Below are 24,770 nucleotides of genomic sequence, written 5' to 3' on the forward strand. Positions count from 1 at the left end.
GGTCGCCCCGTCGAGGTTCCGAAATCTCGGCATCTCGACGTCGCCCGTCGCGCTCCGTGGAACCTCGGCGCCTCGCACACGGCATGTCGTGGAACCTCGACGCCCGCCGCGCGCAGCACTGACAGCGCCCGCCGCGCGCAGCACTGACAGCGCCCGCCGCACGCAGCACTGACAGACTGGACGGACGCGCCACGGGAGTCGTGACGCGGCAGCCACGAAGGAGTGCACGCATGACGGTCCGGATCATCCACGTCGGTCTCGGAGGGTGGGGCGGCAACTGGGCCCGCACCGCCATCCCAGAGGTAGCCGAAGTAGAGGTGGTCGGGCTCGTCGACCCGGTGCCGGCGACACTGACCGCCGTGCAGCAGGACCTCGGGCTGCCGGAGTCCGCAGCGTTCGCGTCCCTGACCGAGGCACTCGCCGGGGTCGAGGCCGACGCCGTCGTCATCACCGCGCCCGCGGTCACGCACGTGCCGCTCGCGCTCGAGGCCCTGGACGCCGGCAAGCACGTCCTCGTCGAGAAGCCCTTCGCCAACACCACGGACGAGGCCGTCACCGCCGTGCGCCGTGCCGAGGAACTCGGCCTCGTGCTGCAGGTCAGCCAGAACTACCGCTGGTACCCGGCCCCTCGCGCGGTCCAGGAGATGCTCGAGGCGGACGTGGTCGGCGAGATCTCCGCGATCAACATCGACTTCCGGCAGTGGGACAACGACCTGGCGTTCGAGGAGCACCCGCACTACCGGTTCCCCCACGCCATGATCAACGACATGGCCATCCACCACTTCGACCTGCTCCGGATGGTCACCGGGCAGGAGGCCGTCCGGGTCTTCGCCAAGGCGACCTTCCCGTCGTACAGCAAGTACCAGGACGAAGCCATCGCCTCGATGATCATCGAGCTCGACGGCGGCCTGGTGGTCAGCTACCGCGGCAGCTGGCTGAGCCGTGGGCCCCGCACGGCGTGGGCCGGCGAGTGGAGCATCCAGGGCGAGGACGGCGAGCTCTGGTTCACCAGCCGCGACGGTGCGCCGAACGCGATCGACGGCGACGTCGTCACCCTCCGCCGGACGCAGGACGACGAGGCCGAGCCCGTCGAGCTGCCCGTGCTCGAGCACACCGACCGCCAGGGCGGGCTGCAGGCATTCGCGCGCTCGGTCGAGGGTGGTCCCGCACCGGCGACGAGCGGCCGCGACAACCTGCGCAGCCTCGCGCTGATGGAGGCCGCCACTCGCTCGGCGGCCAGCGGCCAGCCAGAGGACGTCGTCGTCCCGTCCTGAACGCACCGGCTGACGGACGGGAGGCCCGTGGCGGGCCCGCACCGGGCCTCCCGTCCGCCGTGGGGTCGCGCCCACTGCCGCTCTCACGACACGGCCCGCGTGACCGCGCCGCGGCCATCTGGGCGCGCCCCCGGCGCGGACGTGTAGAAACTGGGGAATGGCCAAGGACAGTCTCCCCGAGCTCGAACTCGCGAACGTCCGCACGCGTGAGCGCATGACCGACACCGTCACCGAACTCAAGCGCCGTGCGAACCTCCCCGCGCGGGCACGTCTCGCCGCTGCGAAGACCCGCCAGCGCTGGCACCGTGACCCGACCCCGCTCGTCGCGATGGGCATCACCGGGCTGACCGGTGTCGCGGCGATCGTCCTCGGCATCGCGCTGCGGAACCGCCCCGCTGGGCACTTGGCCGCGCCGCCGGCGAGTTCGGCCTTCACCGCGCTGCTGCCCTTCGGCGCGCGCGGCGACGCCCCCTCCGCCATGGAGCAGGCGCAGTCCGGCCGCAAGGGCCGCAAGGCCCGCGCGAAGGCTGCCGAGGAGGCGCTCGAACGCGATCCGGCGCACAAGGCCCGGGTCAAGCAGCAGGTCGGCATCAGCGCGGTGCAGCGACGAGCGAACAAGAACCGCAAGCAAGCGGTGAAGCGGTCGAAGCAGGCCCTGAAGGCGCGGGGGTAGTCCGATGGCGCAGGAACAGCAGAAGCCGGACCCGGACGACTCCCGGAAGCCGGACAACCCCACCGACCTCACGAAGCCGACGCTCGTCTACACGCTCAAGAAGACGTTGCGCGAGTTCTCGAGCGACCAGTGCACCGACCTCGCAGCGGGCCTGACGTACTACACGGTCCTCGCGCTGTTCCCCGGACTGCTCGCGATCGTCTCGATCCTCGGTCTCGTGTCGAACCCGTCGGACACCATCACGTCGCTGCTGGACGTCGTGCGCAACGTCGGCGGCGGCCAGGTCGCGGACCTGCTCCAGGACCCGATCGAGGGACTCGTCCGCTCGCCCGCCGCCCCGGTCACGTTCATCGTCGGTCTCGTCGGTGCCCTCTGGTCGGCCTCCGGCTACGTCGGCGCCTTCGGCCGGGCGATGAACCGCATCTACAACGTCCGCGAGGGTCGTCCGATCTGGAAGCTCCGCCCGACGATGCTCGGCGTGACGCTCGCGACCGTCATCCTGCTCGTCCTCGGACTGCTGACGCTCGTCTCCGGTCCGTTCGCCCGCAGCTTCGGTGACGTCATCGGCCTCGGGGACGTCGCTGCGACGGTGCTCCTCATCGTGCAGTGGCCGATCCTGCTGATCATCGCGATCGTCGTGGTCGCGGTGCTCTACTACTGGTCGCCGAACGTCAAGCAGCCGAAGTTCACCTGGGTCAGCGGCGGGTCGATCCTGGCGCTCCTCATCTGGATCATCGCGAGCGTCGGCTTCGGCTTCTACGTCGGGAACTTCTCGAACTACAACGCCACCTACGGTTCTCTCGGTGGGGTCATCGTGTTCCTGCTGTGGATCTGGATCACGAACAACGCGCTGCTCTTCGGTGCCGAGTTCGACGCCGAGATCGAGCGCGGCCGCGAGCTGCAGGCGGGCATCCGTGCCGAGGAGGACATCCAGCTCCCCGAGCGCGATACCCGCCAGATCGAGAAGCAGGACGAGAAGCGCGCGCAGGACGTCCTCGAGGGGATCCGGATCCGGCAGGGCGCCGACGGCGACTGACCGCTGAGGCGTTCCTCCGGGCGGAGGCGTTACGGTGCGAGGCGTGCCCGCCTTCCTCGAGGGACTGCCGTTCCGGTGGCTCGTCCTCGCGCTCTTCGTGATCGTGTTCTGCCGCGCGCAGGCCACGTACTGGGTGGCGCGACTCGCGGTGACGGGGGCGTCCCGCTCCCGTTGGGGCGGCTGGCTGCACTCGCCGGCGGTCCGCCGTGGCTCGACGCTCCTCGAGCGCTGGGGACTGCCCGTGGTGACGGTGAGCTTCGTGGTCGTCGGTCTGCAGACGGTGATGAACGCCGCCGCTGGCCTGGCTCGGGTGGCGTGGTGGCGGTACACGATGGCGATGCTGCCGGGCTGCGTCGCGTGGGCCTTCCTCTACGCGACCGTCGGGCTCGCGGTGTTCTGGGCGGTCGTCGCTGCGCTCGCCGGTTCGCCGTGGGGCATCGCAGCGGTGGCCGTCCTGGTGGTCGCGGCGGTCGTCGCGGTGACGGTTCTCCACAGATCGCGGAAGCGGACGGGAGGCCCGGCCCGGCTTCCGTAGGCTGGCCTCCGTGACGACTTCCCTGACTGCAGATCGTCCGGTCGCCCTGGTGACCGGTGCCACCCGCGGCATCGGCCGCGCGATCGCCGCCGACCTCGGCCGCACCCACCACGTGCTCGTGGGTGGCCGGTCCGCCGAGGCGGTGGACGCCCTCGTCGCGGAGCTGCCGAGCGCGGTGCCGTTCGTCGGGGACCTGGGCGCGGGCGAGTTCCCCGCGCTGCCCGAGCGGCTCGACGTGCTCGTGCACTCCGCCGGCGTCGAGCAGGGCACGACCGTCGCCGACACCCCGCGTGCCGTGTGGGAGCAGGTCTTCGCGACGAACGTGTTCGCCGTCGCCGAGCTCACCCGGCTGGCGCTGCCCGCACTCCGGACGGCGCGGGGCATCGTCGTGCCGATCAACAGCGGTTCCGGGTTCCACTCCGGCCCCGGTGGTGGCGTGTACGCGGCGTCGAAGTTCGCACTGCGGGCCTTCGCCGACGCCCTGCGCGAAGAGGAGCGGGCGAACGGCGTGCGGGTGTCGAGCGTGCACCCGGGGCGCACCGACTCGGACATGCAGCGTGCGCTGACCGAGAAGCTCGGCGAGGACTACGACACCGCGTACTACCTGGCGCCCGAGGACGTGGCCGCCGCGGTCCGCGCCGTCGTCGACCTGCCCGAGCGCGGCACCGTCGAGTCGCTCGCGATCCGACCGACCCGACGGCGCTGACCGCGGGCTAGGACAGCTCGATGCGCGCGTCGAGTTCCAGGCGTTCCAGGAACGTCTCGTCGTGGCTGACCACGACCAGCGCTCCACGGTAGGCCCGCAACGCGTCGACGAGCTGGTCGACGCTCGTCAGGTCGAGGTCGTTCGTCGGCTCGTCGAGCACCAGCAGCTGCGGCGGCGGGTCAGCGAGCACCAGGGCCGCGAGCGCCACCCGGAACCGCTCCCCGCCGGACAGCGCCCCGGCCGGCCGGTCGACGGTGTCGCCGCGGACCAGGAACTTCGCGAGCCGGTTCCGCACCTCGGCGACGGCGACGTGCGGGGCGTCCCGGCGCACGTTCTCGAGCACCGTCGCGGTGTCGTCGAGGGTGTCCTTCCGCTGCGGCAGGTAGGCGATCCGCTCGACGTGGGCGACGGCACCGGTGCCGGGCAGCGGGTGCTCCCGGGCCTCCGGCGCTCCGACGAGCTGTTCGAGCAGGGTGGACTTCCCGACGCCGTTGTCCCCGGTGACCGCGATCCGCTCCGGTCCCTGCACGATCACGTCCCGCCCACGCACCGTGACGGTGGCGATCTGCCGTGACGCCGGCACGTCGGGGTCGGGCAGGGTCACGTGGATGGACTCGTCGTCGCGGAGCCGGAGCTGTGCGTCCCGCTTCGCCTCGAGGGCAGCGGCCTCGTCGTCGGCGTACCCGACCCGCAGCCGACCGGCGGTCTCCTGCGCTTTCTTCCGCTGCTCGTTCGCCAGGATCTTCGGCATCGAACGGCCCGCTTTCTCCCCAGCCTTCGCACGACGGGCGATCTTCGTCTCGGCCTCGATGCGCTGCCGTTTCTCGGTACGGTGCCGCTGCTCGGCGACCCGGACCTCGCGTTCGACGGCCGCCTGCTGCACGGCCAGGTGCTCCTCGAACGCGCTGAACGTCCCGCCGAACACGGTCATCGACCCGGACCGCAGCTCCACGGTCTCGTCGACGTGCTCGAGGAGCTCCCGGTCGTGGCTGACCACCACGAGGGTCCCGCGCCAGTCGTCGACCAGGTCGAGCAGGAGCCCGCGTGCCCGCCGGTCGAGGTTGTTCGTCGGCTCGTCGAGGAACGCGATCGGACGGCCGCGCAACCGCACCCCGGCGACGGCCACGAGCACGGCCTGCCCGCCGGACAGCGTGGACACCGGGCGCTCCAGGTCGGCGCCGTCGAGTCCGACACTCGCGATCGCGGTGGCGGCCCGCTCCTCGAGGTCCCAGTCGTCGCCGACCGCCTCGAAGTGCTCGGGCGACGCGTCACCGGACAGCACGGCCCGGAGCGCGGTGAGCGTCGACCGGATGCCGAGCAGGTCGGCGACGGTCTCGTCCTCGCTGGCCTGGGCCCACGCCGCCGGTTCCTGATCGACGCGCCAGCGGCGATCAGGCCGTGCCGGTGGGGAGAGGCGTTGGGGCAGGTGGTCGACGGGACCCGACGTCGAGATGGTGCCCGACGTGGGGTGGAGCCGGCCGGTGGCGAGCCGGACCAGCGTGGACTTGCCGGCCCCGTTCCTCCCGACCAGGCCGGTCCGGCCACGCCCGAAGGCGGCGGTGAGGTGGTCGAGCGCGACGGTGCCGTCGGGCCAGGCGAACGTGACGTCGTGCAGGACGACGGATGGACTGCTGGGCATGGGGATGCCTCCCGGTGTCGATGCTGGGCGCACGACACCGAACCCACCGCTGTGCGGTGGAGCGCCCGACGGGGCGCGCGATCACGGTGTCAGCGCGTGGGCTGAGCAGAACCGGTGATCGACAGCAATCCGTCTTCTTCCGTCGGGGACCCCCGTGACCGCCATCCGCGCCGCCGGTCGGTCTCCCGCCCCGGGGGCCTCGCGATGACGACGAGGTGCCACCCACGGTAATCCCGCCCACGGGGACGCGCAAGGGATGACAGGCTGGGGGCATGCCGGAGAACCTGTTGCCGAACCCCTCGACGAACCCCGAGACCCTGCTGCCCACCGAACCCGAGGTGACCGCGGCGCTCGCCGCCGACGCACCCGTCGCCAGTGTGGTGGTGTCGCACCCCTCGTCGAGCCTGGCGTGGGCACTGCTCGCCGACGAGGCCTGGGCGCGCGGCGCGACCCTGGAGTCCTACGCGTACGCCCGTGTCGGGTACCACCGTGGGCTCGACGCCCTGCGCAAGGCCGGGTGGCGCGGTGTCGGTCCGGTGCCGTGGTCGCACGAACCGAACCGCGGCGTCCTCCGGGCGCTGTTCGCCCTGCGGCGTGCGGCCGAGGCGATCGAGGAGCCGGGCGAGGCCGAGCGCCTGACCGACTTCCTCAACGCGAGCGACCCCGAGGCCCTGCGCGCCCTGTCCGCCGACGCGTAGCGCGGCGCGGCCGACGGTTCGCGCCCCGCCCCCGTCATCGCGCCCCGAAGAGACGGGGCGCGATGACGGCAGCGGGGCGCGGACGAGCCGGACGAGTCGGACGCAGACCCGCCTACGCGAGCAGCACGCTCCAACTGAACGCCTGCGGCCAGAGCTGGTGCTCCGGCAGCACGTCGAGGCCGCACGCCCGGCTGCCGAGCCCGTGCTGTGCCGCGTCGAGGTACAGGTACAGGTGCTCCGACGTCGGCAGCTCGTACGGGTGCTCGGCGCGGTCGATCTGCTGCGCGGTCCACGGCGTCAGGGTGAACCCCGCACGGTGCGACCCCACGGTGGACACCGTGAACGGGCCGACCGACAGTGACCGCAGCGACGGCCGGTGCCCGGTCTCCTGCGGCCTGGAGTACTCCACCCCGAGCGACCGCACCGGCGCGGTGAACCGGCCGACACGGGCAGCGTGCGACGAGTCGGCGTACGACTCCAGCGGTCCGGTCCCGAACCACGTCGCGTCCTCGTCCGCGAGCGACGCGGGCAGGTCGAACCGCACGCCGATCCGCGGCCAGGTGACGTCCCACGCGCCGAACGGCACCGCGTCGGTCTGCAGCACCAGCCCCTCGGCGGTCAGGGTCCAGCGGTGCGTGACGTCGAGGCCCCAGCCGCTGTTCGCCGCGGCCACGCGCACCCGCTGTTCCAGGCCGGAGTCGGTCCGTGACACGGACACCAGCCGGTGCGTCAGCCGGTCCAGCCCCCGCTCCCGCCAGCGCGTGGCCGACGGGGGAGCGTCCGGGTCGCCGACGCCGTGCGTCAGTACCGGGTCCGCCGTCTCGTAGCCGCCCTGCGATGCCAGTCGGTCGTTGTCGGTCGGCGCGCGCCAGAGTTCCAGGCGGGGACCCGCGACCTCGTGTCCCTTCCAGGACACCAGGGCGCCGCGGTCCGAGAACGTCCCGTCGCCGAGACGGTCGCCGTCCCACCCCTGCCGGGAGGCCCGTGGTGCGTCCGCCACCCGGCTCGCGACGAGCCGCTGGGTGCGTGCGACCACGTGGCCGGTGTCGGCCCATGCGGTCGGGCCCGCCAGTTCGGCGGTCAGGTCGAGCCAGAGCTCGTCGCCGGGGGCGAGTTCGGCCGTGGCCGCGTCGAGCACCTCGGTCGGCACCGGGACGGTCGCCGACTCGCGGGCCGCCACCACGCCGGCGGCGAACCGACCGGACGCCTCGACGACGCCGTTGCGCGACAGGGTCCAGCAGAACCGCAGTCCGGCGGTCGACGCCGAGTGGTACCGGTTCTCGACCAGGATCGTGCTGTCCGAGACCGCCAGGCGGACCGGGGCGACGACGGCCGCGAACTCGGCGAGCCCGGGCGTCGGGGTGTCGTCGGGCAGCACCAGGCCGTCCATCACGAAGTTGCCGTCGTGCACGACCTCGCCGAAGTCGCCGCCGTAGGCGTAGTAGTCCTCGCCGGTGGGCGTCGTCGCGAGCAGACCGTGGTCCCGCCACTCCCACACGAACCCGCCGTGCAGGCGCGGGTACCGGTCGACCAGGGCCTCGTACTCGGCGATCTGCCCGGGGCCGTTGCCCATGGCGTGCACGTACTCGCAGTGGATGAACGGCTTCGAGCGCTGCCGCGCCGCCTCGGCGGGGCCGCAGCCGAGCAGGGGCGTCGGGGTGCCGCCGCCGATGGACTCGGTCTCCTGCAGCGTCGGGTACATCCGCGAGTACACGTCGGTGTACTCGCCCGTGTAGTCGCCCTCGTAGTGCACGGGGCGCTCGGCGTCGCGGTCGTGCACCCACTGCGACATCGCCGCGAGGTTGCGGCCGGTACCGGACTCGTTGCCGAGCGACCACATCACGATGGACGGGTGGTTCTTGTCCCGCTCGACGGTGCGTGCGACGCGGTCGAGGTAGGCCTCGGCCCAGTCCGGGTCGTCCGAGGGGTTGCCGACCCAGCCGGTGAAGACGAACCCGTGGGTCTCGAGGTCGGTCTCGAGGATCACCCAGAAGCCGAGCTCGTCGGCCAGGTCGAGCACGCGGGGGTGGGGCGGGTAGTGCGAGGTCCGGATCGCGTTGACGTTGTTGCGCTTCATGAGCGCCATGTCCGCGCGAGCGTGCTCCTCGTCGAAGACGCGGCCGCGCACGGGGTGGGTCTCGTGCCGGTTCACGCCGTGGAACACCACGCGCTCGCCGTTGACCAGGAACCGGTCGCCCTCGATCGACACGGTGCGGAAGCCGAGCCGCAACGACACGGTCTCGCCACCGGCGGTGCCGCCGGCGTCGGTGCCGGTCGACACCGTCGCGTCGTAGAGCCTCGGCAGTTCCGCGCTCCACGGCTCGACGCCCTCGACCGCGATCGGGGTGACGTCGTCCGCCGTCGCCCAGGTCACGTCGACACCCAGGTCGGGCACCGCGAACCGCACCGGGAACACGGCGTCGAGCGTCGGGAACGTGATCGTCCCGCTGCCGGTCGCGGGCCGTCCGGACGCGGCGGTCCCGGCCGTCGCGGCGCTCCCGAGGGTCGGGCTCCACCCGGCGCGGACGAACACGTCGTCGATCGGTGCCGTGGGACGGGCGAGCAGCGTGACGTCGCGGAAGATGCCCGGCAGCCACCACTGGTCCTGGTCCTCGAGGTACGAGGCCGCCGACCACTGGTGCACCCGGACGGCCAGGTCGTTCGACCCCGGTCGCAGCAGCTCGGTGACGTCGAACTCGGTCGCCAGCCGGGACCCGGTCGACCAGCCCACGAGGGTGCCGTTCAGCCAGACCCGGAAGTGCGACTCGACCCCGTCGAAGCGGAGCAGCACACGGCCGGCAGCCGTGAACGACGCCGGCAGCTCGAACGAGCGTCGGTGGTCACCGGTGGGGTTCTCGTCCGGCGGGTGCGGCGGGTCGATCGGGAACGGGTACTGCAGGTTCGTGTAGCTCGGCGACCCGTGGCCGTGCAGCACCCAGTGCGACGGCACCGGCAGCTCGCCCCAGGCGGGGTCGTCGTCCACGACGTCGTCGGTGGCGAACGCGTCGGACACCGACGCGACCGGCGACCACCGGAAGCGCCAGTCGCCGTTCAGCGACAGCGAGGGTGCGTCGGTGTGGAGCGCGGCCCGTGCCGGGAGCCGTGACGCCGAACCCGGCGAGGTCGAGTGGAGGTCGTCGAGTGCGGAGATGGTCAACCCTTGACCGATCCTTCCGTGAGGCCCCCGCGCCAGAAGCGCTGCAGGACGATGATGGCGATGACGAGCGGGATGACCGAGACGAGCACCCCGCCGGTGGTGAGCTGGTAGAACTCCGGCAGGCGGTCGACCTGCGAGCGCCAGTTGTTCAACCCCAGTGTGATCGGGTACAGCTTCTGGTCCGCCAGCATGATGAGCGGCAGGAAGAAGTTGTTCCAGATGCCGACGACCTGGAACAGGAACACGGTCACCAGGGCCGGGGTCATCTGGCGGAGCACCACGGTGTGGAAGATCCGGAGCTCGCTCGCACCGTCGATGCGTGCCTGCTCGAGGAGCGTGGTGTCCACCGACGCGGCGGCGTACACCCGGCACAGGAACAGCCCGAACGGGGAGACGAGGCTCGGGATGAGCACGCTCCAGTAGGTGTCGGTCAGGCCCAGCGTCGAGAACAGCAGGAACAGCGGCAGCGCCGTCGCGGTCCCCGGCACGAGCACGCCGCCGAGGATCGTGCCGAACACGAACTGCCGACCCTTGAAGTCGTACTTCGCCAGGGCGTACCCGCCGGCCGCGGCGAAGTAGGTCGCCAGGACCGCACCGACGCCGGAGTACAGGATGCTGTTCGCGATCCAGCGGACGAAGATGCCGCTGTCGTACGTGAACACCTGCTGCAGGTTGCTCCACAGGGCGAACTCGCCGCCGAACCAGAACCCGTTCGTCGAGAACAGTGCCCCGGTGGTCTTCGTCGCGGCGATGACGACCCAGTACAGCGGGACGAGGAAGTACAGCGCGACGATGACGAGGATGCCCGTCACCACGATCTGCGAGCGCGGGGACCGGTCGAGCTTGCGGCGCTGGTGCGCCGAGATCGACGTGGTGTCCACGGGGACGGCGGTCTTCGCCGTGGCCGGCGCTTCGATGGCTTCGCTGGTCATGCGTCCGCCCCCTTCGTTCCGTTCTGCAGACCGGACCTGGCCTGGAGGCCCGGCGCGGCTTGGGAAGTACCCGTGCTGCCCGCCGCAGCGCGCGTCTGGAGCGCGGTGCGGGCCTCCAGGCCGTCACGCTTGGCACGCTTGCGCCGGTCGCGTTCGTCCTTCGGCGCGCGGTTCGTCAACGCGAGGAACGCGAACGACAGGATGAACGCGGCCAGCGCGATGATGACCGCCTGCGCACTCGCGACGCCGTACTCGTTGAACGCGAATGCGTTCGTGTAGGCGGCGTAGTTCGGCGTGTACTCGGTGTCGATCGCCGGGGCGACCGTGGACAGGATCTGCGGCTCCGCGAAGAGCTGCAGCGTGCCGATGATCGAGAACACCGTCGTCAGCACCAGGGCCGGGGCGATGAGCGGGATCTGGATCCGCCACGCGACCTGGAACGGGCCGGCGCCGTCCATCTTCGCGGCCTCGTAGACCTCGCCGGGGATCGACTTCAGCTGGGCGACGATGATGAGCATGTTGTAGCCGGTGTAGGTCCACGTGACGATGTTCGCGATCGACCACAGCACGCTGTTCGCGCCGAGGAAGTCCGGCTGCAGCCCCATCGACTGCAGCAGCGACACGATCGGCGACAGGCCGGGCACGTACAGGAACGACCACAGGATCGTCGCGATGACGCCGGGGACGCCGTACGGCATGAAGTAGATCGCCCGGAAGAAGCCCGGCCAGCGGGCGCTCGCCGACTCGAGCAGCAGCGCGAGGATCGTGCAGGCGATGATCATCACCGGGACCTGCACGATGCCGAAGAGCAGCATGCGGCCGATCGAGGCGACGAAGCCGGAGTCCTGCAGGGCGATCGCGTAGTTGTCGAAGCCGGCGAAGCGTCCGACGACGCCGTCCTCGCCGAACAGCCCCTCGCGGTCGACGGTCGTGAACGACTGGAACAGGGCGCTGATGATCGGGATGATGAACGTCAGCAGGAACAGGGCCAGGAACGGCGCGAGCAGGATCCACGGCGCACGCTTCTGCGCACTCGTGGCCTTCGTGCTCGTCCGGAAGGCGGGTCGCGTGCTGGTCTGCTGGCTCATCGTGCCGTCCTGACGCTGAGGCCCTTGTCCTTGAAGGACTGGACGATCTCCCGCTGCGCGAGTTCCACCGCGTCGGAGAGCTTGAGGCCGGAGGTGAGCTTCCGGCGGAACTGGTTCTGCAGGCTCGTGAAGGCCGACTGGGTCACGGGGGACCAGGACCAGTCGATGTTCTGCTCCTTCGACGCCGGCACGAAGACGTCCTCGTTGTAGTTCTGGCCGGAGAACCACTTGCTCGGCTTCTCGCGCTGCGCACCGATGTAGTCGACCGCGGGCGACCACCCGATGCCGCAGTACTTGATCATCGCGTCGATGCCCTCCTTCGAGGTGGTCATCCACGTGATGAACTCGAGCGCCTCCTTCGGGTGCTTCGCGTTCGCCAGGACCGCCGCCGTCGAGCCGCCGATCGCACTGGAGCCGAAGCCGTCGGCGCCCCACTTCTGCATCGGGGCGACCTTCCACTTGCCCTCGCCGCCCTGCACCGACTCGATCAGGGCGTCGCCCCAGCTCGCGCTCGTGACGGCGGCGATCTTGCCGCTGGCGGCCGAGGCGTACCAGCCGGGGGAGTACGCGCCGGCAGAGGTGTCGACGAGCTCGTCGTCGATGACCCCGTCGAAGAAGTCCGCGACCATCAGGGTCTTGTCGTCGGTCATGTCGACGACCCACTCGTCACCGTCGACCTTGAACCAGCGGGCACCGGCCTGCTGCGCGTACGCGGCGAACGGTGACGCGTCGGACACCGGGAACACCTCGAGGTAGTTCTGCTTGCCGGTCCCCCGGACCTTCTCGGCCAGGTCGCGCCACTCGTCCCAGGTCGTCGGGGGTTCGCCGCCGGCCTGCTCGAGGATCGCCGTCTGGTAGTAGAACCCCATCGGACCGGTGTCCTGCGGGATGCCGTAGATGCCGTCCACGAACGACACCTGCGCCCACGCGGCCTCGTCGTACTTCGACTCGAAGTCCTTCGCGCCGTACCGGGCGAGGTCGACGAGGCCGTTGGCGAGCATGAACTCGGGGATCTGCCGGAGCTCGACCTGGCCGATGTCCGGACCGCCGCCGGCCGCCAGCGCGGAGTACATCTTCTGGTACCCGCCGCTGTTGCCGCCGGGGATCCAGTTCGCCGACACCTGGATGTTCGGGTGCGTCGCGTTCCAGACGTCACAGACCTTCTGCAGGTCCTTCAACCAGGCCCAGTAGGTGAGCTGGACGGTCTCGCCCGACGCGGCGGCCGGCACGAGGGCGGCCTTGTTCACGTTGGTGGAACCGGGGACCGCGCAGCCGGCGAGCAGCCCTGCCGCCGCCGTGCCGATGCCGAAGCCCAGGAGTTGTCGTCGGGAGATGGGTCGTGGTCGTGGCGTCATTGCCGTACTCCGGTTCGTCGTCGATTCGGGGTCGTGATCAGGAAACCACAAAACCGAGCGTCGTTGCAGTTTCGCGCCTGGGTGTTCGCTCCCGACTGTGGACGCCCGGCGGGGGCGAGGTGGAGTGTGGTCGCACGTGAGAGCGCCGGGGCTCATCGGCTCCGGCAACCGTCCGAGAGGAGCTGCCATGACGTCGACCAACGCGACGAGCGAACTGCACCGGATCCTGGGAGAGCGACTGGAGGGCGGCGGCACCTGGGCCTGGGCCTACGCCGACGTCTCCGGGAACGTCGAGGATCCCCGACGGCAGGCGGCGCTCAAGCTCCGCGGCGTCGAGGAGGGGCTCCGCGCGCAGGGCGCATCCGACGAGGTCGTCGACGCCGTCGCCGGTGAGTTCGAGCAGGAGCCCGGCGTCCCCTCGCCCGTGAACCGCTACGTGCTCGTGCACGACGACGAGGTCGTGCTGAGCGAGGTCCTGCCCGGGCAGCTGCACGGACCGGAGTCCGTCGGCGTCGGAGCCGTACCGGACCTCGTGCCGCTCGTCGCCCACCGCCCCGTCGACCTGCCGTTCCTCGTGGTGCACGCCGGCAAGGAGGGGGGAGCCTTCCGCGCCTACCGCCTCGGACACGCCCCGGTCGCCGGGAACACCTCCGAGCAGCAGGTCCAGGGCCGGAACGACACCCTGCACTACGCCAAGGCCGGCACCGGGTGGAAGCAGCCGCACTGGCAGCAGCACACCGAGGAGATCTGGAAGCAGAACTCGTCGGAGACCGCCGCCGCCGTCGACGAGACCGTGCGGACGATCCGCCCCGGGCTCGTCGTCGTGGCCGGGGACGTCACCGCGCGCGAGCTGCTGGTGAAGGCGTTCTCGGCGGAGACCCGCGCCCTCGTGTCGGTGTTCCCGGGCGACCCGCGCGCCGACGCCGGCTCGAAGCAGGCGTTCGTCGAGCACGTCGAGACCGCACTCGCCCGCGTCGTCGCCACCCGCCGCCACGACCTGGAGGACTCGCTCCGCACCCACGTCGGCCGCGGCGACAACCAGGTCGTCACCGGCCTCGGACCCGTCGTCGAGGCGCTGCAGCAGGCCCAGGGTGCGACCGTTGCGCTCGACGCCGTGGCCATCGGCGAGCGGACGTTGCTCGCGCTCGCCGGGGCACCGTGGGTCGCCACCGCACCGGAGCAGGCCGCCGGGACGCCGGTCATCGGCGCGGTGCCGGCGGTGTGCGCGCTGGTGCGGGCCGCGGTGCTGACCGATGCCGAGCTCGTGCTCGTCAACGCTGCGTCGTTGCCCGGGGGAGCCCCGGCCGCCGCACTGCTGCGCTGGCCCGTCGGCCCGGTCGTCCCCGCCTAGTTCGCGGAGCCGTGCGCGCCTCGAGGTTCCGAAATCTCGGCATCTCGGGGCTTGCACCGCGGTTCGTCGGAACCTCGGCGAACCGCATGCGGCGAGTCGTGGAACCTCGGCGCTCCGACACCGCGCGAGTCGTGGAACCTCGGCGCCCCGACCCCGCGCGGGTCGTGGAACCTCGGCGCACCGACCCCGCGCGGGTCAGTCGTGCGACCGGTCCGCGCGCGGGACCAGCGGGAGCGCCAGCAGGGGCAGCACGGCGACGATGCCGAACGACGCCGCGAACCCGAGTGCCGTGACCAGCGCGCCGATGCCGGGGCCGACGGCGCTCGCCGCGATGAACTGCCCGGTGTTCTGCGTGCCGAGTGCCCGGCCGGACCAGAACGGCCCGGCGGCCTCGGCGACGGAGGTGTAGGCGAGGCCGTTGTCCGCCACCGTGACGCTCGTCGCGATGACCAGGAACACGGCCCCGGCCGCCAGGTGGGTGACGTCGACCAGGGCGAGCAGGCCCATCACGACGGCGGCGCTCACCACGACGACCCGCAGTGGTCCGACCCGCGAGCCGGCGCGGTCGCTCCACACCCCGACGAGGATCCGTCCGATCGCCCCGACGAACTGGGATGCGCCGACGAGCAGCCCGGCCGCGGGGGTCGACCAGCCCAGGCCGACGAGCCACACCAGCCCGTAGGTCGACAGCGTGAACTGCGGCACGACGAGCAGGATCGACACCGCGTGGATCCGCCACAGGAAGCCGCTCGTCCGGTAGGGGTTCGCCGTCGTCTCGGCCGGGGCCGTGTGCCGGGCCGGCCGTGGCGGGTTCTGGATGCCGACGGCGCAGAGCACCGCGAGCACGATGCACAGGACGATCGGCAGGACGAGGGCTGCGCGGATCCCCGACCCCTCGGCGAGCTGCGGGACCGTGACGGCCGCGAGCGTGACCCCGAGCGGCTGCGACATCTGCCGGATCCCCATGGCCAGCCCGCGCCGCTCCTTCGGGAACCACCCGACGACGACCCGGCCGCTCGCCGCGTTCGTCGACGCGCTGGTCATGCCGGCCGCCAGGAATGCCAGCCCGAGCAGGACCGGGTCACCCGCTGCGAGCCAGGCGCCGACCACCGCGAGGGTCGTCAGGACCAGCCCGCCGGCGATCACGCTCCGTTCGCCGAACCGGTCGGTGATCGCGCCCCAGGCGATGAGCGTCAGGACCATGCCGAACGTCGGCGCGGCGGCGAGGACCCCCGCCACGGTGAGGGACGTGCCGCTCGCGTGCAGGTACGGGATGAGCAGTGCCGGAGCCGTCACCACGAGCGTGCCGGCGGCCTGCGCGGCGACCCCGAGCGCGAGCATCGTCCACGCTCGGGGTCCGATCGTGCCGGAGGTCTGGGGCGCGGCGCTCGCTGTCGGGGTGGGAGTTCGCATGCGTGTCGCATCGTTTCGCGTCGGAAGCAATTGGTATACCACAACGGTATACCATTCCGACGGTGTCCCCGCTAGAGTTGGTGGCCGTGACCGAGACGACCGATGCAACCCCGGTGTCGCAGACGGCCCAGCTCTACGACAACCTCCGCGCAGCGATCCTGACGCTCGACATCGCGCCGGGGGAGCGCATCTCGGAGCGCGGTCTCGAAGCACGGTTCCACGCCTCGCGGACCCCTGTCCGTGCCGCGCTGTCCCGGCTCGAGCGCGAGGGGCTCATCCTGCACGAGGGGCGCTCGTGGACGGTCACTCCGATCGACCTCGACGAGATCGCCTCGCTCGCCGAACTCCGCGGCGTGCTCGAACCCGCTGCCGCCCGACTCGCGGTCGAGCGGGCGAGTGCCGAACAGCTCGCCGAGGTCCGCGGTCACCTCGACACCCTGCGTCCGACGCCCGACCAGCAGGCCGGCATCCGGATGGGGTCGACGTTCCACCTCGACCTGGCGGCGCTCGGCGGCAACCGGTTCATCACCGACGCGATCGCCGACGCCCTGACCCGTCTCGAGCGCACCCGGTGGATCGAGGTCCGCACGCCCGAGGCCCGCGACGCCGCGTGGGACGAGCACAGCGCGATCATCGACGCCGTGCGTGACGGTGACGCCGACCGCGCGGCCGAGCTCGTCGCCGCGCACGTCGCCGGCACGAACGACCGGTTGCTCGGCTGGATCGCGCAGGAACGCCGGCGCCTGCGCGGTGCTGGCATGACGATCGTCGGCGCGACCGAGCGCTGACGGCACGCACCTGTCGTGACGCGGTCCGTGCCGTGGACGCGGGCGTCTCGAAGACGCGACCCGACAGGAGCTGCCGAGCCGCGCCTCCTGGCCGTGGCCTGGTCGACGCCGGAAGCGACCCGCTACGGGCGGTCCGGGCGTTCCTCTGCCGCGTCGAGCTGGTCGAACGTCGAGCCGCCGCTGCCGTCGGTGCGGTCGAGCAGCGCGTCGCGCACCTCGGCCTCGTCGTGGCTCGCGCGGTTGGCCAGCTTGCTTCCGGATCGTGTCGCCTGTGACATGTCGGTGTCCTTCCCCTGTGTGTGGGCATCGTGGTGAGCGCGGGCATCCTGCCCGCCGGTGCGCTTCCTCACGGGACGTACTGAGGTCGCAACAGTGTGGCGCGCTCGCTTCCGTCGCCGCAAGGCCCCTGCGTCACATGTGGAAAAGTGCCGGGGAGGAGCATGCCTAGGATGGTGCGGCCGCGCCGGAACGGTGCGACCCAGCGGACGTCGGACGGGAGGCACGGCTTGGCTGCACCGCGCACCGCACCTCCCACGGTCTACGACGTGGCCAGTGCCGCGAACGTCTCGATCGCGACCGTCTCGCGCGTGCTCCGCACGCCGGACGCCGTCCGCGAGGGCACCCGGGACCGCGTCCAGGCGGCGATCCGCAGCCTCGGCTACGTCCCCTCCGGCAACGCCCGTGCCCTCGCCGGCAAGCGCACCGGCGTCGTCGGGCTGCTGCTGCCCGGGTTCGACGTGGTGCCCGACGAGCGGCCGGACCTCGTCACCGACGGCGGCGTCCGCGTGGTCGACGACCGGCGGCACGTGACGCAGCCGTTCTCGTCCAACCTGTACTTCGACGAGGTCCTGCGCGGCGCCGAGACCGAGGCCTGGCAGCGCGGCCTCGCCCTCATGGTCGCCGCCGGTCGGGGGTCGTCGCGCGACGTGATCGTCAACGACGTCGCCGGCCGGGTGGACGGCCTCGCCGTGCTCGCACAGACCGTCCCGGACGACCTGCTCGAGCACGTCGCCCGTCGGATCCCGGTCGTGGTGCTCGCCGACGACCGGCGGTCGCACGGCTTCGACTCGGTGAGCGTCGACAACACGGCCGGCATGCGGACGCTCGCGTCGCACGTGATCGGGCGGCTCGGCATCCGGTCGCTCGCGTACGTCGCGGGTCCGATCGACTCACCGGACGACATGGAGCGCTCGACGGGCTTCCGGGCCGCGTTGGCGGACCACGGGGTGCCGGCATCGTCGGTCCGGGTGGTGCACGGCGACTTCGGCCGGGCGCGGGCGCGGGAGCTGGCGGAGACGCTGCTGGCCGCCGACGTGCCCCGGGCCGTCGTCTGCTCGAACGACCAGTCGGCGCTCGGGGTGCTCGACGCCGCCGCCGCGCGGGGACTCCGCGTGCCCGAGGACGTCGTCGTCACCGGGTTCGACGGCATCGACGCCGGGCGGTTCTCGTCACCGCGGCTCACGACGGTGCACCAGCCGATGGGTGAGCTCGGGCGTGCGGCGGTGCGGGCGATCGTCGACCGGCTGGACCGCCGCGAGGGGCCGCCGCGTGCCGTCCGGCTGCCGGTCGAGGTGCTGCTGCGCGAGAGCTGCCCGCCGACGTTGTAGGGCGCGCTGAGTCCGCACCGTGCCGCCTTGCTCATCCCGTGCGCCGTTGCTTGCCTGGTGCCAGCTTGCAGCGGCGCACGGAGCGGGCAATCTCGCACCGGCCGACGGCACGCACGCCGTGCGGCGCCCACTTGCCTCGCACCCGACGACCGAACGCGCACCGTGCCGCCCCCGCACAAAACTCCCTTGTTGCGCTGCGCGATGTAAGCGCATACATTGACCCAGTACCGATTCGACACGGAGGTCGACCGAGCAATGACGCTTCCCCCACAGCGCAACGGCACCCGACGACGCGGACGACTCGTCGCGGCGATCGCCGGGCTCGCAGCAGTGGCCCTCATGGCCACGGGCTGCAGCATCCAGGTCCGGTCCGAACCCGATCCCACGATCGGCAAGGACACGATGCTCATCAACGCGGACCGCGGCAATCCGCTGTTCGACCGCAACTTCAACCCGTACATCGCGAACGCCCGCACGGCCTCCAAGTGGATGTACGAGCCGCTCATCGAGATCAACCCGCTCGACGGCAAGGGCACCCCGTGGCTGGCCAGCAAGTGGAGCCAGCCCGACGCGAAGACCATCGACATGACGATCCGCCAGGGCGTCGAGTGGTCCGACGGCTCGCCGTTCTCGGCGAAGGACGTCGTCTTCACGTTCGACCTGCTGAAGAAGTTCCCCGCCATGGACGTCAAGGGCGCCTGGCAGCACATCGAGCGCATCGAGCAGGACGGCGACCACGTCGTCTTCCACCTCAAGAGCGAGGACGTCCCGAGCCTCAACATCATCGGCGCGACGTACATCCTCGGCGAGCAGCACTGGGGCGGGGTGAAGGACCCGACCACGTGGCGGGACCCGAACCCGGTCGGCACCGGTCCGTTCGTGCTCGGGAACTACACCGACCAGCAGTACTCGATGAACAAGAACCCGACGTACTGGCAAGCCGACAAGATCGCCATCAAGCACCTCATCCTGCCGGCGACGAACACCCAGCTCGACACCGTCACGCGTGGTTACGACTGGGCGTACTCGTTCATCTCCGACGTCAAGGGCACCTGGGGTGCCGCGTCGAAGACGAACCAGTGGTGGTTCCCGGCCGGCGGTGTGATCGGCCTCATCCCGAACCTGACGAAGGCGCCGTACAACGACGTCAACGTCCGCAAGGGCATCTCGCTCGCGCTGAACCGTGACGACATCGCCGAGACCGCGTCCGAGGGCAACCTGTCCGCAGCGGGCCAGACCGGCCTGATCCTGCCGAACCAGGAGCAGTACCTCAACCCGGACATCCCCGACCAGGGCATGATCACGCAGGACGTCGACGCCGCGAAGCGCGAACTCGCGAAGTCCGGCTACACCGAGCAGGGCGGCAAGATCATGAAGGACGGCAAGCAGCTGTCCATCACCATCATGACCGCGAACGGCTACTCGGACTGGCTCCGGGCCGCGCAGGAGGTCCGCCGGTCCCTGACGGCCATCGGCATCAAGGTGACGATCCAGGCCCCGCAGCCCGCTGGCTACCAGCAGAACATCAACAACGGCACCTTCGACATGGCGATGGGCGGCATGGGCAACGGCGACGTCTACCAGGCGTTCAACTCCCTGCTCAGCAGCGACTTCTACCAGCCGGTCGGCAAGTCGACGGTGAACAACTACGAGCGCTACAAGAACGCCGACACCCAGAAGCTCCTCGACGAGTACAAGGCGACGACGGACCCCGCGAAGCAGCAGGAGATCCTGAACCAGCTGCAGGAGATCGTGTACGACGACCTGCCCGTCATCGGCATGTACTACGGCGGGCTCTGGGGCCTGTTCAACACCGGCAAGTTCGTCGGGTGGCCCACCGCGAAGGACCCGTACATGGCACCGCAGAACTACGACTCCGCGCCGCTGCTCATCTTCACGAAGCTCCGGCTGCGTGACAGCGCGGCCGGCAAGCAGATCCTGCAGGAGCAGAAGGCGCAGGGGGACCAGAAGTGAAGTACATCCTGCAGAAACTCGTCCTGTTCGTCCTGACCCTCTGGGCCGCGGTCACGCTGAACTTCCTGCTCCCGCGCCTGATGCCCGGCAGCCCGGCCGACGCCGCGCTCGCGAAGCTCAGCCAGAACGGTCCGGTCACCGACGCCACCAAGAAGGCCATCGAGGCCCAGCTCGGCGTCCCCACCGGCAACCTGTGGGACCAGTACGTCAGCTACCTGCACCAGGTCATCACCCTCGACTTCGGCACGAGCTACACGTTCTACCCGCAGCCCGTCGGCGACCTCGTCGCGAAGGCTCTGCCGTACACGCTGATCCTGGTCGGCGTCGTCACGATCCTCGCGTTCGTGCTCGGCACCCTCATCGGTGTCGCGGCGGCGTGGAAGCGCGGCACCTGGCTCGACTCGCTCCCGACGCTGTCGGGCTCGTTCATGTCGACGTTCCCGTACTTCTGGACCGCCCTGCTCCTGCTGTTCTTCCTCGGCTACGTGCTGCACTGGTTCCCGACGACGGGCGCCTACTCGGCGACCACCACCCCTGGGCTCAACGGAGCGTTCGCAGCCGACGCCCTGCAGCACGCGGTGCTGCCCGCGGTGACGATCCTGGTGACGAGCCTCGGCGGCTGGATCATCGGCATGCGCAACGCGATGATCAACACCCTCGGTGACGACTACGTGACGTTCGCCGAGGCGAACGGCCTCCGCGGCCGCACCGTGGCGATCCGCTACGCGGCCCGCAACGCGATCTTGCCGAACCTGACCGGTTTCGGTCTGGCACTCGGTGGCGTGGTCGGCGGGTCGGTGCTGGTCGAGCAGGTCTTCGGCTACCCCGGCATCGGCTACCTGCTGTTCAACGCCGTCATCGGCCAGGACTACCCGCTCATGCAGGCCCTCTTCCTGATGATCACCGTGTCGGTGCTCATCGCCAACTTCATCGTGGACGTCATGTACGGCGTCCTGGACCCGAGGACGCGTCGATGACCAACACCACCACTCCGGACGCCACAGTCGCAGTCCGCACGCAAGAAGAAGAACAGCACGCCCCGAGCAAGCTCCGTGCAGCCGCCCGCCAGTTCGGCGTCGTCTGGTCGAACTCGAAGGCCCGGATCGGCATCATCATCCTCGGGGTGTTCGTGCTGGTCGCGATCTTCGCGCCGCTCCTGGCCCCGTACGGCGCCAGCCAGAACGGGTTCGCCCGCTCCGCCGACGCGACCGCCGACCACTGGATGGGCACCACCGCCGCCGGCGAGGACGTCCTGTCCCAGATCATCTACGGCGCACGGATCTCCGTGATGGTCGGCGCGGTCGCGGGCATCCTGTCCACGCTCGTCGCCGTCGCGATCGGCCTCAGCTGGGGCTACGTCCGCGGGTGGATCGGCGAGGTCATCGGGTTCATCGTGAACCTGTTCCTGGTCATCCCGGGCCTGCCCCTGATGATCGTCATCGCCGCCTACCTGCAGAACGGCGGGATCGCCGTCATCATCGCGGTGATCGTCGTCACCGGCTGGGCCTGGGGCGCTCGCGTCCTGCGGAGCCAGACGCAGTCCCTGCGTGGCCGCGACTTCGTGACGGCGGCGCAGTTCTCCGGTGACGGCGCGACCCGCATCGTGTTCCGCGAGATCCTGCCGAACATGACCTCGCTCATCGTCGGCTCGTTCTTCGGGGCGGCCACGAGCGCGATCCTGGCCGAGGCCGGCCTCGAGTTCCTCGGGCTCGGCGACTCGTCGATCGTCAGCTGGGGCACGATCCTCTACTGGGCGCAGAACTCCAACGCACTGCTCACCGGCCAGTGGATCCTGCTCTTCGCCCCCGGCCTCTGCATCGCGCTGCTCGCGATGAGCCTCACCCTGATCAACTTCGGCGTCGACGCCGTCTCCAACCCGCGGCTGCGCGAGGGCGCGCGTCGTCCCAAGGGAGCCAAGAATGCCTGAATCCACCCTGGAGGCCCGTCCCGGGTCCGCCCCGCAGGCTGCGGACGTCCTGCTCGACGTCCGCGACCTGTCGGTCGTCTACGAGTCGGCCGGCCAGACGGCCGTCCAGGCGGTCGACCACGTGTCGTTCCAGCTTCGGAAGGGCGAGTTCGTCGGCCTGGTCGGCGAGTCCGGTTCGGGCAAGTCGACGCTCGGCTACGCGCTGACACGGCTGCAGAAGCCGCCGGCGCGCACGAACGGCGGCAGCATCGTCTTCAACGGCTACGACATCCGCGACCTCGACGAGGAAGCGCTCCGCCAGCAGCGCCAGGGCGGTTTCGCCATGGTGCTGCAGTCCGGCATGAACGCACTGAACCCGGTGCGCACCGTCCGGAACCACTTCATCGACATCTTCAAGGCGCACGGCCACGTGTCGCGCGACCGCTGGGACGCCCGGATGAAGGAGCTCATCGAGAAGGTGAAGCTGCCGACGTCGATGCTCGCCCGGTTCCCGGGGGAGCTCTCCGGCGGCATGCGGCAGCGCGTCTCGATCGCCCTGGCGTTGTCGCTCGAACCGCAGCTCATGGTGTTCGACGAGCCGACCACGGCGCTCGACGTGCTCGTGCAGCACGCCGTCATGGACACGATCATCGAGCTGCAGCAGTCCGAGGGCTTCACGGCCATCCTGATCAGCCACGACCTCGGCATCGTGCTCGAGGCCACCGAGCGCGTGCTCGTGATGCACGAGGGCCGCATCGTCGAGGACGGCGGCTCGAGGGAGCTCCTGCGAAACCCGCAGGACGCGTACACGCAGATGCTGTTGTCGCACTACGCCGACCCGCGGGCCGAGGTCGTGTCCCTGCCCGGGTTCCCGGACCGGTCGCAGCGTGCGACGTCGGGCGAGAAGCGGCAGGAGGCGACGTCGTCGTTCAGCACCGTCGGCTCGCGTGAGCGCTCGGCGGCGAAGAACCCGATCGTCGTCTCGAACATCGTGAAGACGTACCCGGCTCCGCGCCGCGGCGAGCAGCCCGTGCAGGCGGTGCGCGACGTGTCGTTCACGCTCGAACCGGGGCAGTCGCTCGCCCTGGTCGGCCAGTCCGGATCGGGCAAGTCGACGATCGCGAAGCTGCTGACCGGGGTCGAGAAGCCGACGACCGGTACCGTCCGGTTCGGCGACCTCGACGTCGCGCGGCTGGGCAAGCGCGGTCTGCGCGACCTCCGGTCCGAGGTGCAGATGGTCTTCCAGGACCCGTACGCGGCGCTCAACCCACTGCACACCGTGGAGTACACGCTGTCGCGCCCGATCGCGAACTACACGGACCTGAAGGGCAAGGACGCGCGGCACCGCGTGCTCGAGCTCCTCGAGACCGTGGGGCTGACCCCGGTCGAGCAGTTCGCGCAGAAGCTCCCGCACCAGCTCTCCGGCGGACAGCGGCAGCGCGTCGTCATCGCCAGGGCACTCGCGTCCGACCCGCAGGTGATCATCGCCGACGAGCCGGTCTCGATGCTCGACGTGACCCTGCGCGCCGGCGTGCTCGCCCTGCTCGAGGACCTGCGCGAGCAGTGGGGCGTCTCGCTCCTCTACATCACGCACGACCTGCTCAGCGCGCGGCTCATCACCGACGACATCATGGTGCTCCACGAGGGTGCCGTGGTCGAGCGCGGGCACACGGCCGAGGTGCTGCAGAACCCGCAGGACCCGTACACGATCGCCCTCCTCGACGCCGTGCCGAACCCCCGTCGCACGCTGGCGGAGGGGCGGCTGTGACCACGCTCCACGACTTCCCGGCGGTGCCGGCGTTCGGCCACCTGCCGACGCCGGACGGCGTGGACGTCGTCGGGATCGACCTGCCGGTCGGGCGGCTCACCGCGTACCGGATCGTGCCGTCCGGCCCCTCGAAGGGCACGGTCCTCATCGTCCCGGGATACACCGGCTCGAAGGAGGACTGGCGGACGTTCCTGCCGATCCTCCGCGACGCCGGGTGGTCGGCGGTGGCGATCAGTCGCCGCGGACAGGCGGACTCAGCGGCACCGGACGACCGCACGGCCTACTCGCTCGAGCACGAGGCCGCGGACGTCGTCCGCGTCGCCGGTCTGCTCGACGACGGGGCCCCGGTCCACCTCATCGGCCACTCGCTCGGCGGCGTGATCGTCCGCGCCGCGGCGATCGCGTCCCCGACGTCGTTCCGCGACGTGACGATGTTCTGCTCCGGCCCGCACGGCTGGCAGCACCGGAAGGCCGCCGAGAAGACCATCGTCGCCGACACGTGCTCCAACCGCGCGCTGTTCGACGCGCAGAACCCGCTCTGGGCCGGCCGTCCCGACGCGGAGCTGCCCGACGACGTCCGGATGGTCCGCGAACGCTTCGACCACACGAGCGTGCTCAGCGTGCTCGCCGGTGCGGCGATCCTCGAGGACCGCGCCGACACCACCGATGCTCTGCGTGCGACCGGGCTGCCGGTCCTCGTCGCGCACGGCGTCTGGGACGGCGCATGGCCGATCCCGTGGCAGGCGGACATGGCGGACCGGCTCGCCGCCGAGTACGCCGTCATCGCCGAGAGCTACCACGGCCCCCAGGTCGAGAACCCGCTCGGGACGGTCGCCGTCTTCGACACGTTCATGAGCAAGCACTGACACG

At 70.9% G+C, this 24,770-nt stretch carries 20 protein-coding genes and 1 pseudogene; 14 read left to right on the forward strand and 7 right to left on the reverse strand.

The annotated features are described in order from the left end of the window. Window positions 1-230 precede the first annotated feature (230 nt). The 5 genes from ACXKZB_RS02685 (at window position 231) to ACXKZB_RS02705 (ending at window position 4,224) form a co-directional block, all read left to right on the forward strand. On the forward strand, window positions 231-1,274 hold the full coding sequence (locus tag ACXKZB_RS02685) for a Gfo/Idh/MocA family protein (protein ID WP_488824597.1): 1,044 nt from the start codon (window positions 231-233) through the stop codon (window positions 1,272-1,274). A gap of 157 nt (window positions 1,275-1,431) precedes the next feature. Continuing rightward, entirely contained in the window at window positions 1,432-1,947 is a 516-nt protein-coding gene (locus tag ACXKZB_RS02690) for a hypothetical protein (RefSeq protein WP_488824598.1), read from the forward strand. Between the two features lie 4 nt (window positions 1,948-1,951). Further along, window positions 1,952-2,983 carry a YihY/virulence factor BrkB family protein gene (locus ACXKZB_RS02695; protein WP_488824599.1) on the forward strand — a complete coding sequence of 344 codons (1,032 nt, stop codon included), beginning with the start codon at window positions 1,952-1,954 and terminating at the stop codon, window positions 2,981-2,983. 43 nt (window positions 2,984-3,026) lie between these two features. Next, complete coding sequence (locus ACXKZB_RS02700) at window positions 3,027-3,518, forward strand: VTT domain-containing protein (protein ID WP_488824600.1); 492 nt, start codon at window positions 3,027-3,029, stop codon at window positions 3,516-3,518. A 10-nt stretch (window positions 3,519-3,528) separates the two neighbouring features. Beyond that, window positions 3,529-4,224, forward strand: a complete 696-nt coding sequence (locus ACXKZB_RS02705; RefSeq protein ID WP_488824601.1) for an SDR family oxidoreductase — start codon at window positions 3,529-3,531, stop codon at window positions 4,222-4,224. A 7-nt stretch (window positions 4,225-4,231) separates the two neighbouring features. Here ACXKZB_RS02705 and ACXKZB_RS02710 read toward each other — a convergent pair whose 3' ends face one another. Continuing rightward, entirely contained in the window at window positions 4,232-5,863 is a 1,632-nt protein-coding gene (locus ACXKZB_RS02710) for an ABC-F family ATP-binding cassette domain-containing protein (RefSeq protein ID WP_488824602.1), read from the reverse strand. A gap of 272 nt (window positions 5,864-6,135) precedes the next feature. Here ACXKZB_RS02710 and ACXKZB_RS02715 point away from each other — a divergent pair, with 272 nt between their 5' ends. Continuing rightward, window positions 6,136-6,561 carry a DUF3151 domain-containing protein gene (locus ACXKZB_RS02715; RefSeq protein WP_488824603.1) on the forward strand — a complete coding sequence of 142 codons (426 nt, stop codon included), beginning with the start codon at window positions 6,136-6,138 and terminating at the stop codon, window positions 6,559-6,561. Window positions 6,562-6,673: 112 nt separating this feature from the next. Here ACXKZB_RS02715 and ACXKZB_RS02720 read toward each other — a convergent pair whose 3' ends face one another. The 4 genes and pseudogenes from ACXKZB_RS02720 to ACXKZB_RS02735 all read right to left on the reverse strand — a co-directional run bounded on the left by ACXKZB_RS02720 (window position 6,674) and on the right by ACXKZB_RS02735 (window position 13,093). Next, window positions 6,674-9,712 carry a glycoside hydrolase family 2 TIM barrel-domain containing protein gene (locus ACXKZB_RS02720; protein ID WP_488825944.1) on the reverse strand — a complete coding sequence of 1,013 codons (3,039 nt, stop codon included), beginning with the start codon at window positions 9,710-9,712 and terminating at the stop codon, window positions 6,674-6,676. Between the two features lie 2 nt (window positions 9,713-9,714). Continuing rightward, window positions 9,715-10,650: a carbohydrate ABC transporter permease gene (locus ACXKZB_RS02725; protein WP_488824604.1), complete on the reverse strand. Its 936-nt coding sequence runs from the start codon at window positions 10,648-10,650 to the stop codon at window positions 9,715-9,717. 167 nt (window positions 10,651-10,817) lie between these two features. Further along, a pseudogene (locus ACXKZB_RS02730) lies at window positions 10,818-11,738 on the reverse strand (carbohydrate ABC transporter permease); the annotation flags it as partial. Then, window positions 11,735-13,093 (reverse strand): ABC transporter substrate-binding protein, encoded by a 1,359-nt coding sequence (locus ACXKZB_RS02735; RefSeq protein WP_488824605.1) that lies wholly within the window; start codon window positions 13,091-13,093, stop codon window positions 11,735-11,737. The gene ACXKZB_RS02735 and the pseudogene ACXKZB_RS02730, both read right to left, overlap by 4 nt. Window positions 13,094-13,280: 187 nt before the next feature. Here ACXKZB_RS02735 and ACXKZB_RS02740 point away from each other — a divergent pair, with 187 nt between their 5' ends. Beyond that, on the forward strand, window positions 13,281-14,444 hold the full coding sequence (locus tag ACXKZB_RS02740; protein ID WP_488824606.1) for a baeRF2 domain-containing protein: 1,164 nt from the start codon (window positions 13,281-13,283) through the stop codon (window positions 14,442-14,444). Between the two features lie 195 nt (window positions 14,445-14,639). Here the strand turns inward: ACXKZB_RS02740 and ACXKZB_RS02745 are convergent, their stop codons facing one another. Further along, window positions 14,640-15,857 (reverse strand): MFS transporter, encoded by a 1,218-nt coding sequence (locus ACXKZB_RS02745; RefSeq protein WP_488824607.1) that lies wholly within the window; start codon window positions 15,855-15,857, stop codon window positions 14,640-14,642. An 86-nt stretch (window positions 15,858-15,943) separates the two neighbouring features. On the opposite strand from ACXKZB_RS02745, the gene ACXKZB_RS02750 reads away from it, so the two are divergent. Continuing rightward, window positions 15,944-16,645 (forward strand): GntR family transcriptional regulator, encoded by a 702-nt coding sequence (locus ACXKZB_RS02750; protein WP_488824608.1) that lies wholly within the window; start codon window positions 15,944-15,946, stop codon window positions 16,643-16,645. A 122-nt stretch (window positions 16,646-16,767) separates the two neighbouring features. Here ACXKZB_RS02750 and ACXKZB_RS02755 read toward each other — a convergent pair whose 3' ends face one another. Further along, on the reverse strand, window positions 16,768-16,923 hold the full coding sequence (locus tag ACXKZB_RS02755) for a hypothetical protein (protein WP_185021236.1): 156 nt from the start codon (window positions 16,921-16,923) through the stop codon (window positions 16,768-16,770). Window positions 16,924-17,190: 267 nt separating this feature from the next. On the opposite strand from ACXKZB_RS02755, the gene ACXKZB_RS02760 reads away from it, so the two are divergent. From ACXKZB_RS02760 to ACXKZB_RS02785, 6 genes are all read left to right on the forward strand, one after another. After that, window positions 17,191-18,252, forward strand: coding sequence for a LacI family DNA-binding transcriptional regulator (locus tag ACXKZB_RS02760; RefSeq protein ID WP_488824609.1), 1,062 nt, complete (start codon window positions 17,191-17,193; stop codon window positions 18,250-18,252). A 255-nt stretch (window positions 18,253-18,507) separates the two neighbouring features. After that, entirely contained in the window at window positions 18,508-20,226 is a 1,719-nt protein-coding gene (locus tag ACXKZB_RS02765) for an ABC transporter substrate-binding protein (RefSeq protein WP_488824610.1), read from the forward strand. Further along, the gene (locus tag ACXKZB_RS02770) at window positions 20,223-21,203 is read left to right on the forward strand and encodes an ABC transporter permease (protein ID WP_123310534.1); all 981 of its coding nucleotides are present in this window, start codon (window positions 20,223-20,225) and stop codon (window positions 21,201-21,203) included. The genes ACXKZB_RS02765 and ACXKZB_RS02770 overlap by 4 nt, the downstream gene beginning before the upstream one ends. Beyond that, window positions 21,200-22,153 (forward strand): ABC transporter permease, encoded by a 954-nt coding sequence (locus ACXKZB_RS02775; protein ID WP_488824611.1) that lies wholly within the window; start codon window positions 21,200-21,202, stop codon window positions 22,151-22,153. Before ACXKZB_RS02770 ends, ACXKZB_RS02775 begins: the two co-directional genes overlap by 4 nt. Further along, window positions 22,146-23,900 carry an ABC transporter ATP-binding protein gene (locus ACXKZB_RS02780; RefSeq protein ID WP_488824612.1) on the forward strand — a complete coding sequence of 585 codons (1,755 nt, stop codon included), beginning with the start codon at window positions 22,146-22,148 and terminating at the stop codon, window positions 23,898-23,900. The genes ACXKZB_RS02775 and ACXKZB_RS02780 overlap by 8 nt, the downstream gene beginning before the upstream one ends. Next, complete coding sequence (locus ACXKZB_RS02785) at window positions 23,897-24,766, forward strand: alpha/beta fold hydrolase (protein WP_488824613.1); 870 nt, start codon at window positions 23,897-23,899, stop codon at window positions 24,764-24,766. The genes ACXKZB_RS02780 and ACXKZB_RS02785 overlap by 4 nt, the downstream gene beginning before the upstream one ends. Window positions 24,767-24,770: the final 4 nt, after the last annotated feature.

This window comes from Curtobacterium sp. ABR8, from assembly GCF_057812125.1.

Bases quoted from the DNA above. Each gene is read 5' to 3' on its own strand.
- ACXKZB_RS02685 (WP_488824597.1), top strand. From the start codon at position 231: ATGACGGTCCGGATCATCCACGTCGGTCTCGGAGGGTGGGGCGGCAAC.
- ACXKZB_RS02690 (WP_488824598.1), top strand. From the start codon at position 1,432: ATGGCCAAGGACAGTCTCCCCGAGCTCGAACTCGCGAACGTCCGCACG.
- ACXKZB_RS02695 (WP_488824599.1), top strand. From the start codon at position 1,952: ATGGCGCAGGAACAGCAGAAGCCGGACCCGGACGACTCCCGGAAGCCG.
- ACXKZB_RS02710 (WP_488824602.1), bottom strand. From the start codon at position 5,863: ATGCCCAGCAGTCCATCCGTCGTCCTGCACGACGTCACGTTCGCCTGG.
- ACXKZB_RS02715 (WP_488824603.1), top strand. From the start codon at position 6,136: ATGCCGGAGAACCTGTTGCCGAACCCCTCGACGAACCCCGAGACCCTG.
- ACXKZB_RS02725 (WP_488824604.1), bottom strand. From the start codon at position 10,650: ATGACCAGCGAAGCCATCGAAGCGCCGGCCACGGCGAAGACCGCCGTC.
- ACXKZB_RS02735 (WP_488824605.1), bottom strand. From the start codon at position 13,093: ATGACGCCACGACCACGACCCATCTCCCGACGACAACTCCTGGGCTTC.
- ACXKZB_RS02740 (WP_488824606.1), top strand. From the start codon at position 13,281: ATGACGTCGACCAACGCGACGAGCGAACTGCACCGGATCCTGGGAGAG.
- ACXKZB_RS02745 (WP_488824607.1), bottom strand. From the start codon at position 15,857: ATGCGAACTCCCACCCCGACAGCGAGCGCCGCGCCCCAGACCTCCGGC.
- ACXKZB_RS02755 (WP_185021236.1), bottom strand. From the start codon at position 16,923: ATGTCACAGGCGACACGATCCGGAAGCAAGCTGGCCAACCGCGCGAGC.
- ACXKZB_RS02765 (WP_488824610.1), top strand. From the start codon at position 18,508: ATGACGCTTCCCCCACAGCGCAACGGCACCCGACGACGCGGACGACTC.
- ACXKZB_RS02775 (WP_488824611.1), top strand. From the start codon at position 21,200: ATGACCAACACCACCACTCCGGACGCCACAGTCGCAGTCCGCACGCAA.
- ACXKZB_RS02780 (WP_488824612.1), top strand. From the start codon at position 22,146: ATGCCTGAATCCACCCTGGAGGCCCGTCCCGGGTCCGCCCCGCAGGCT.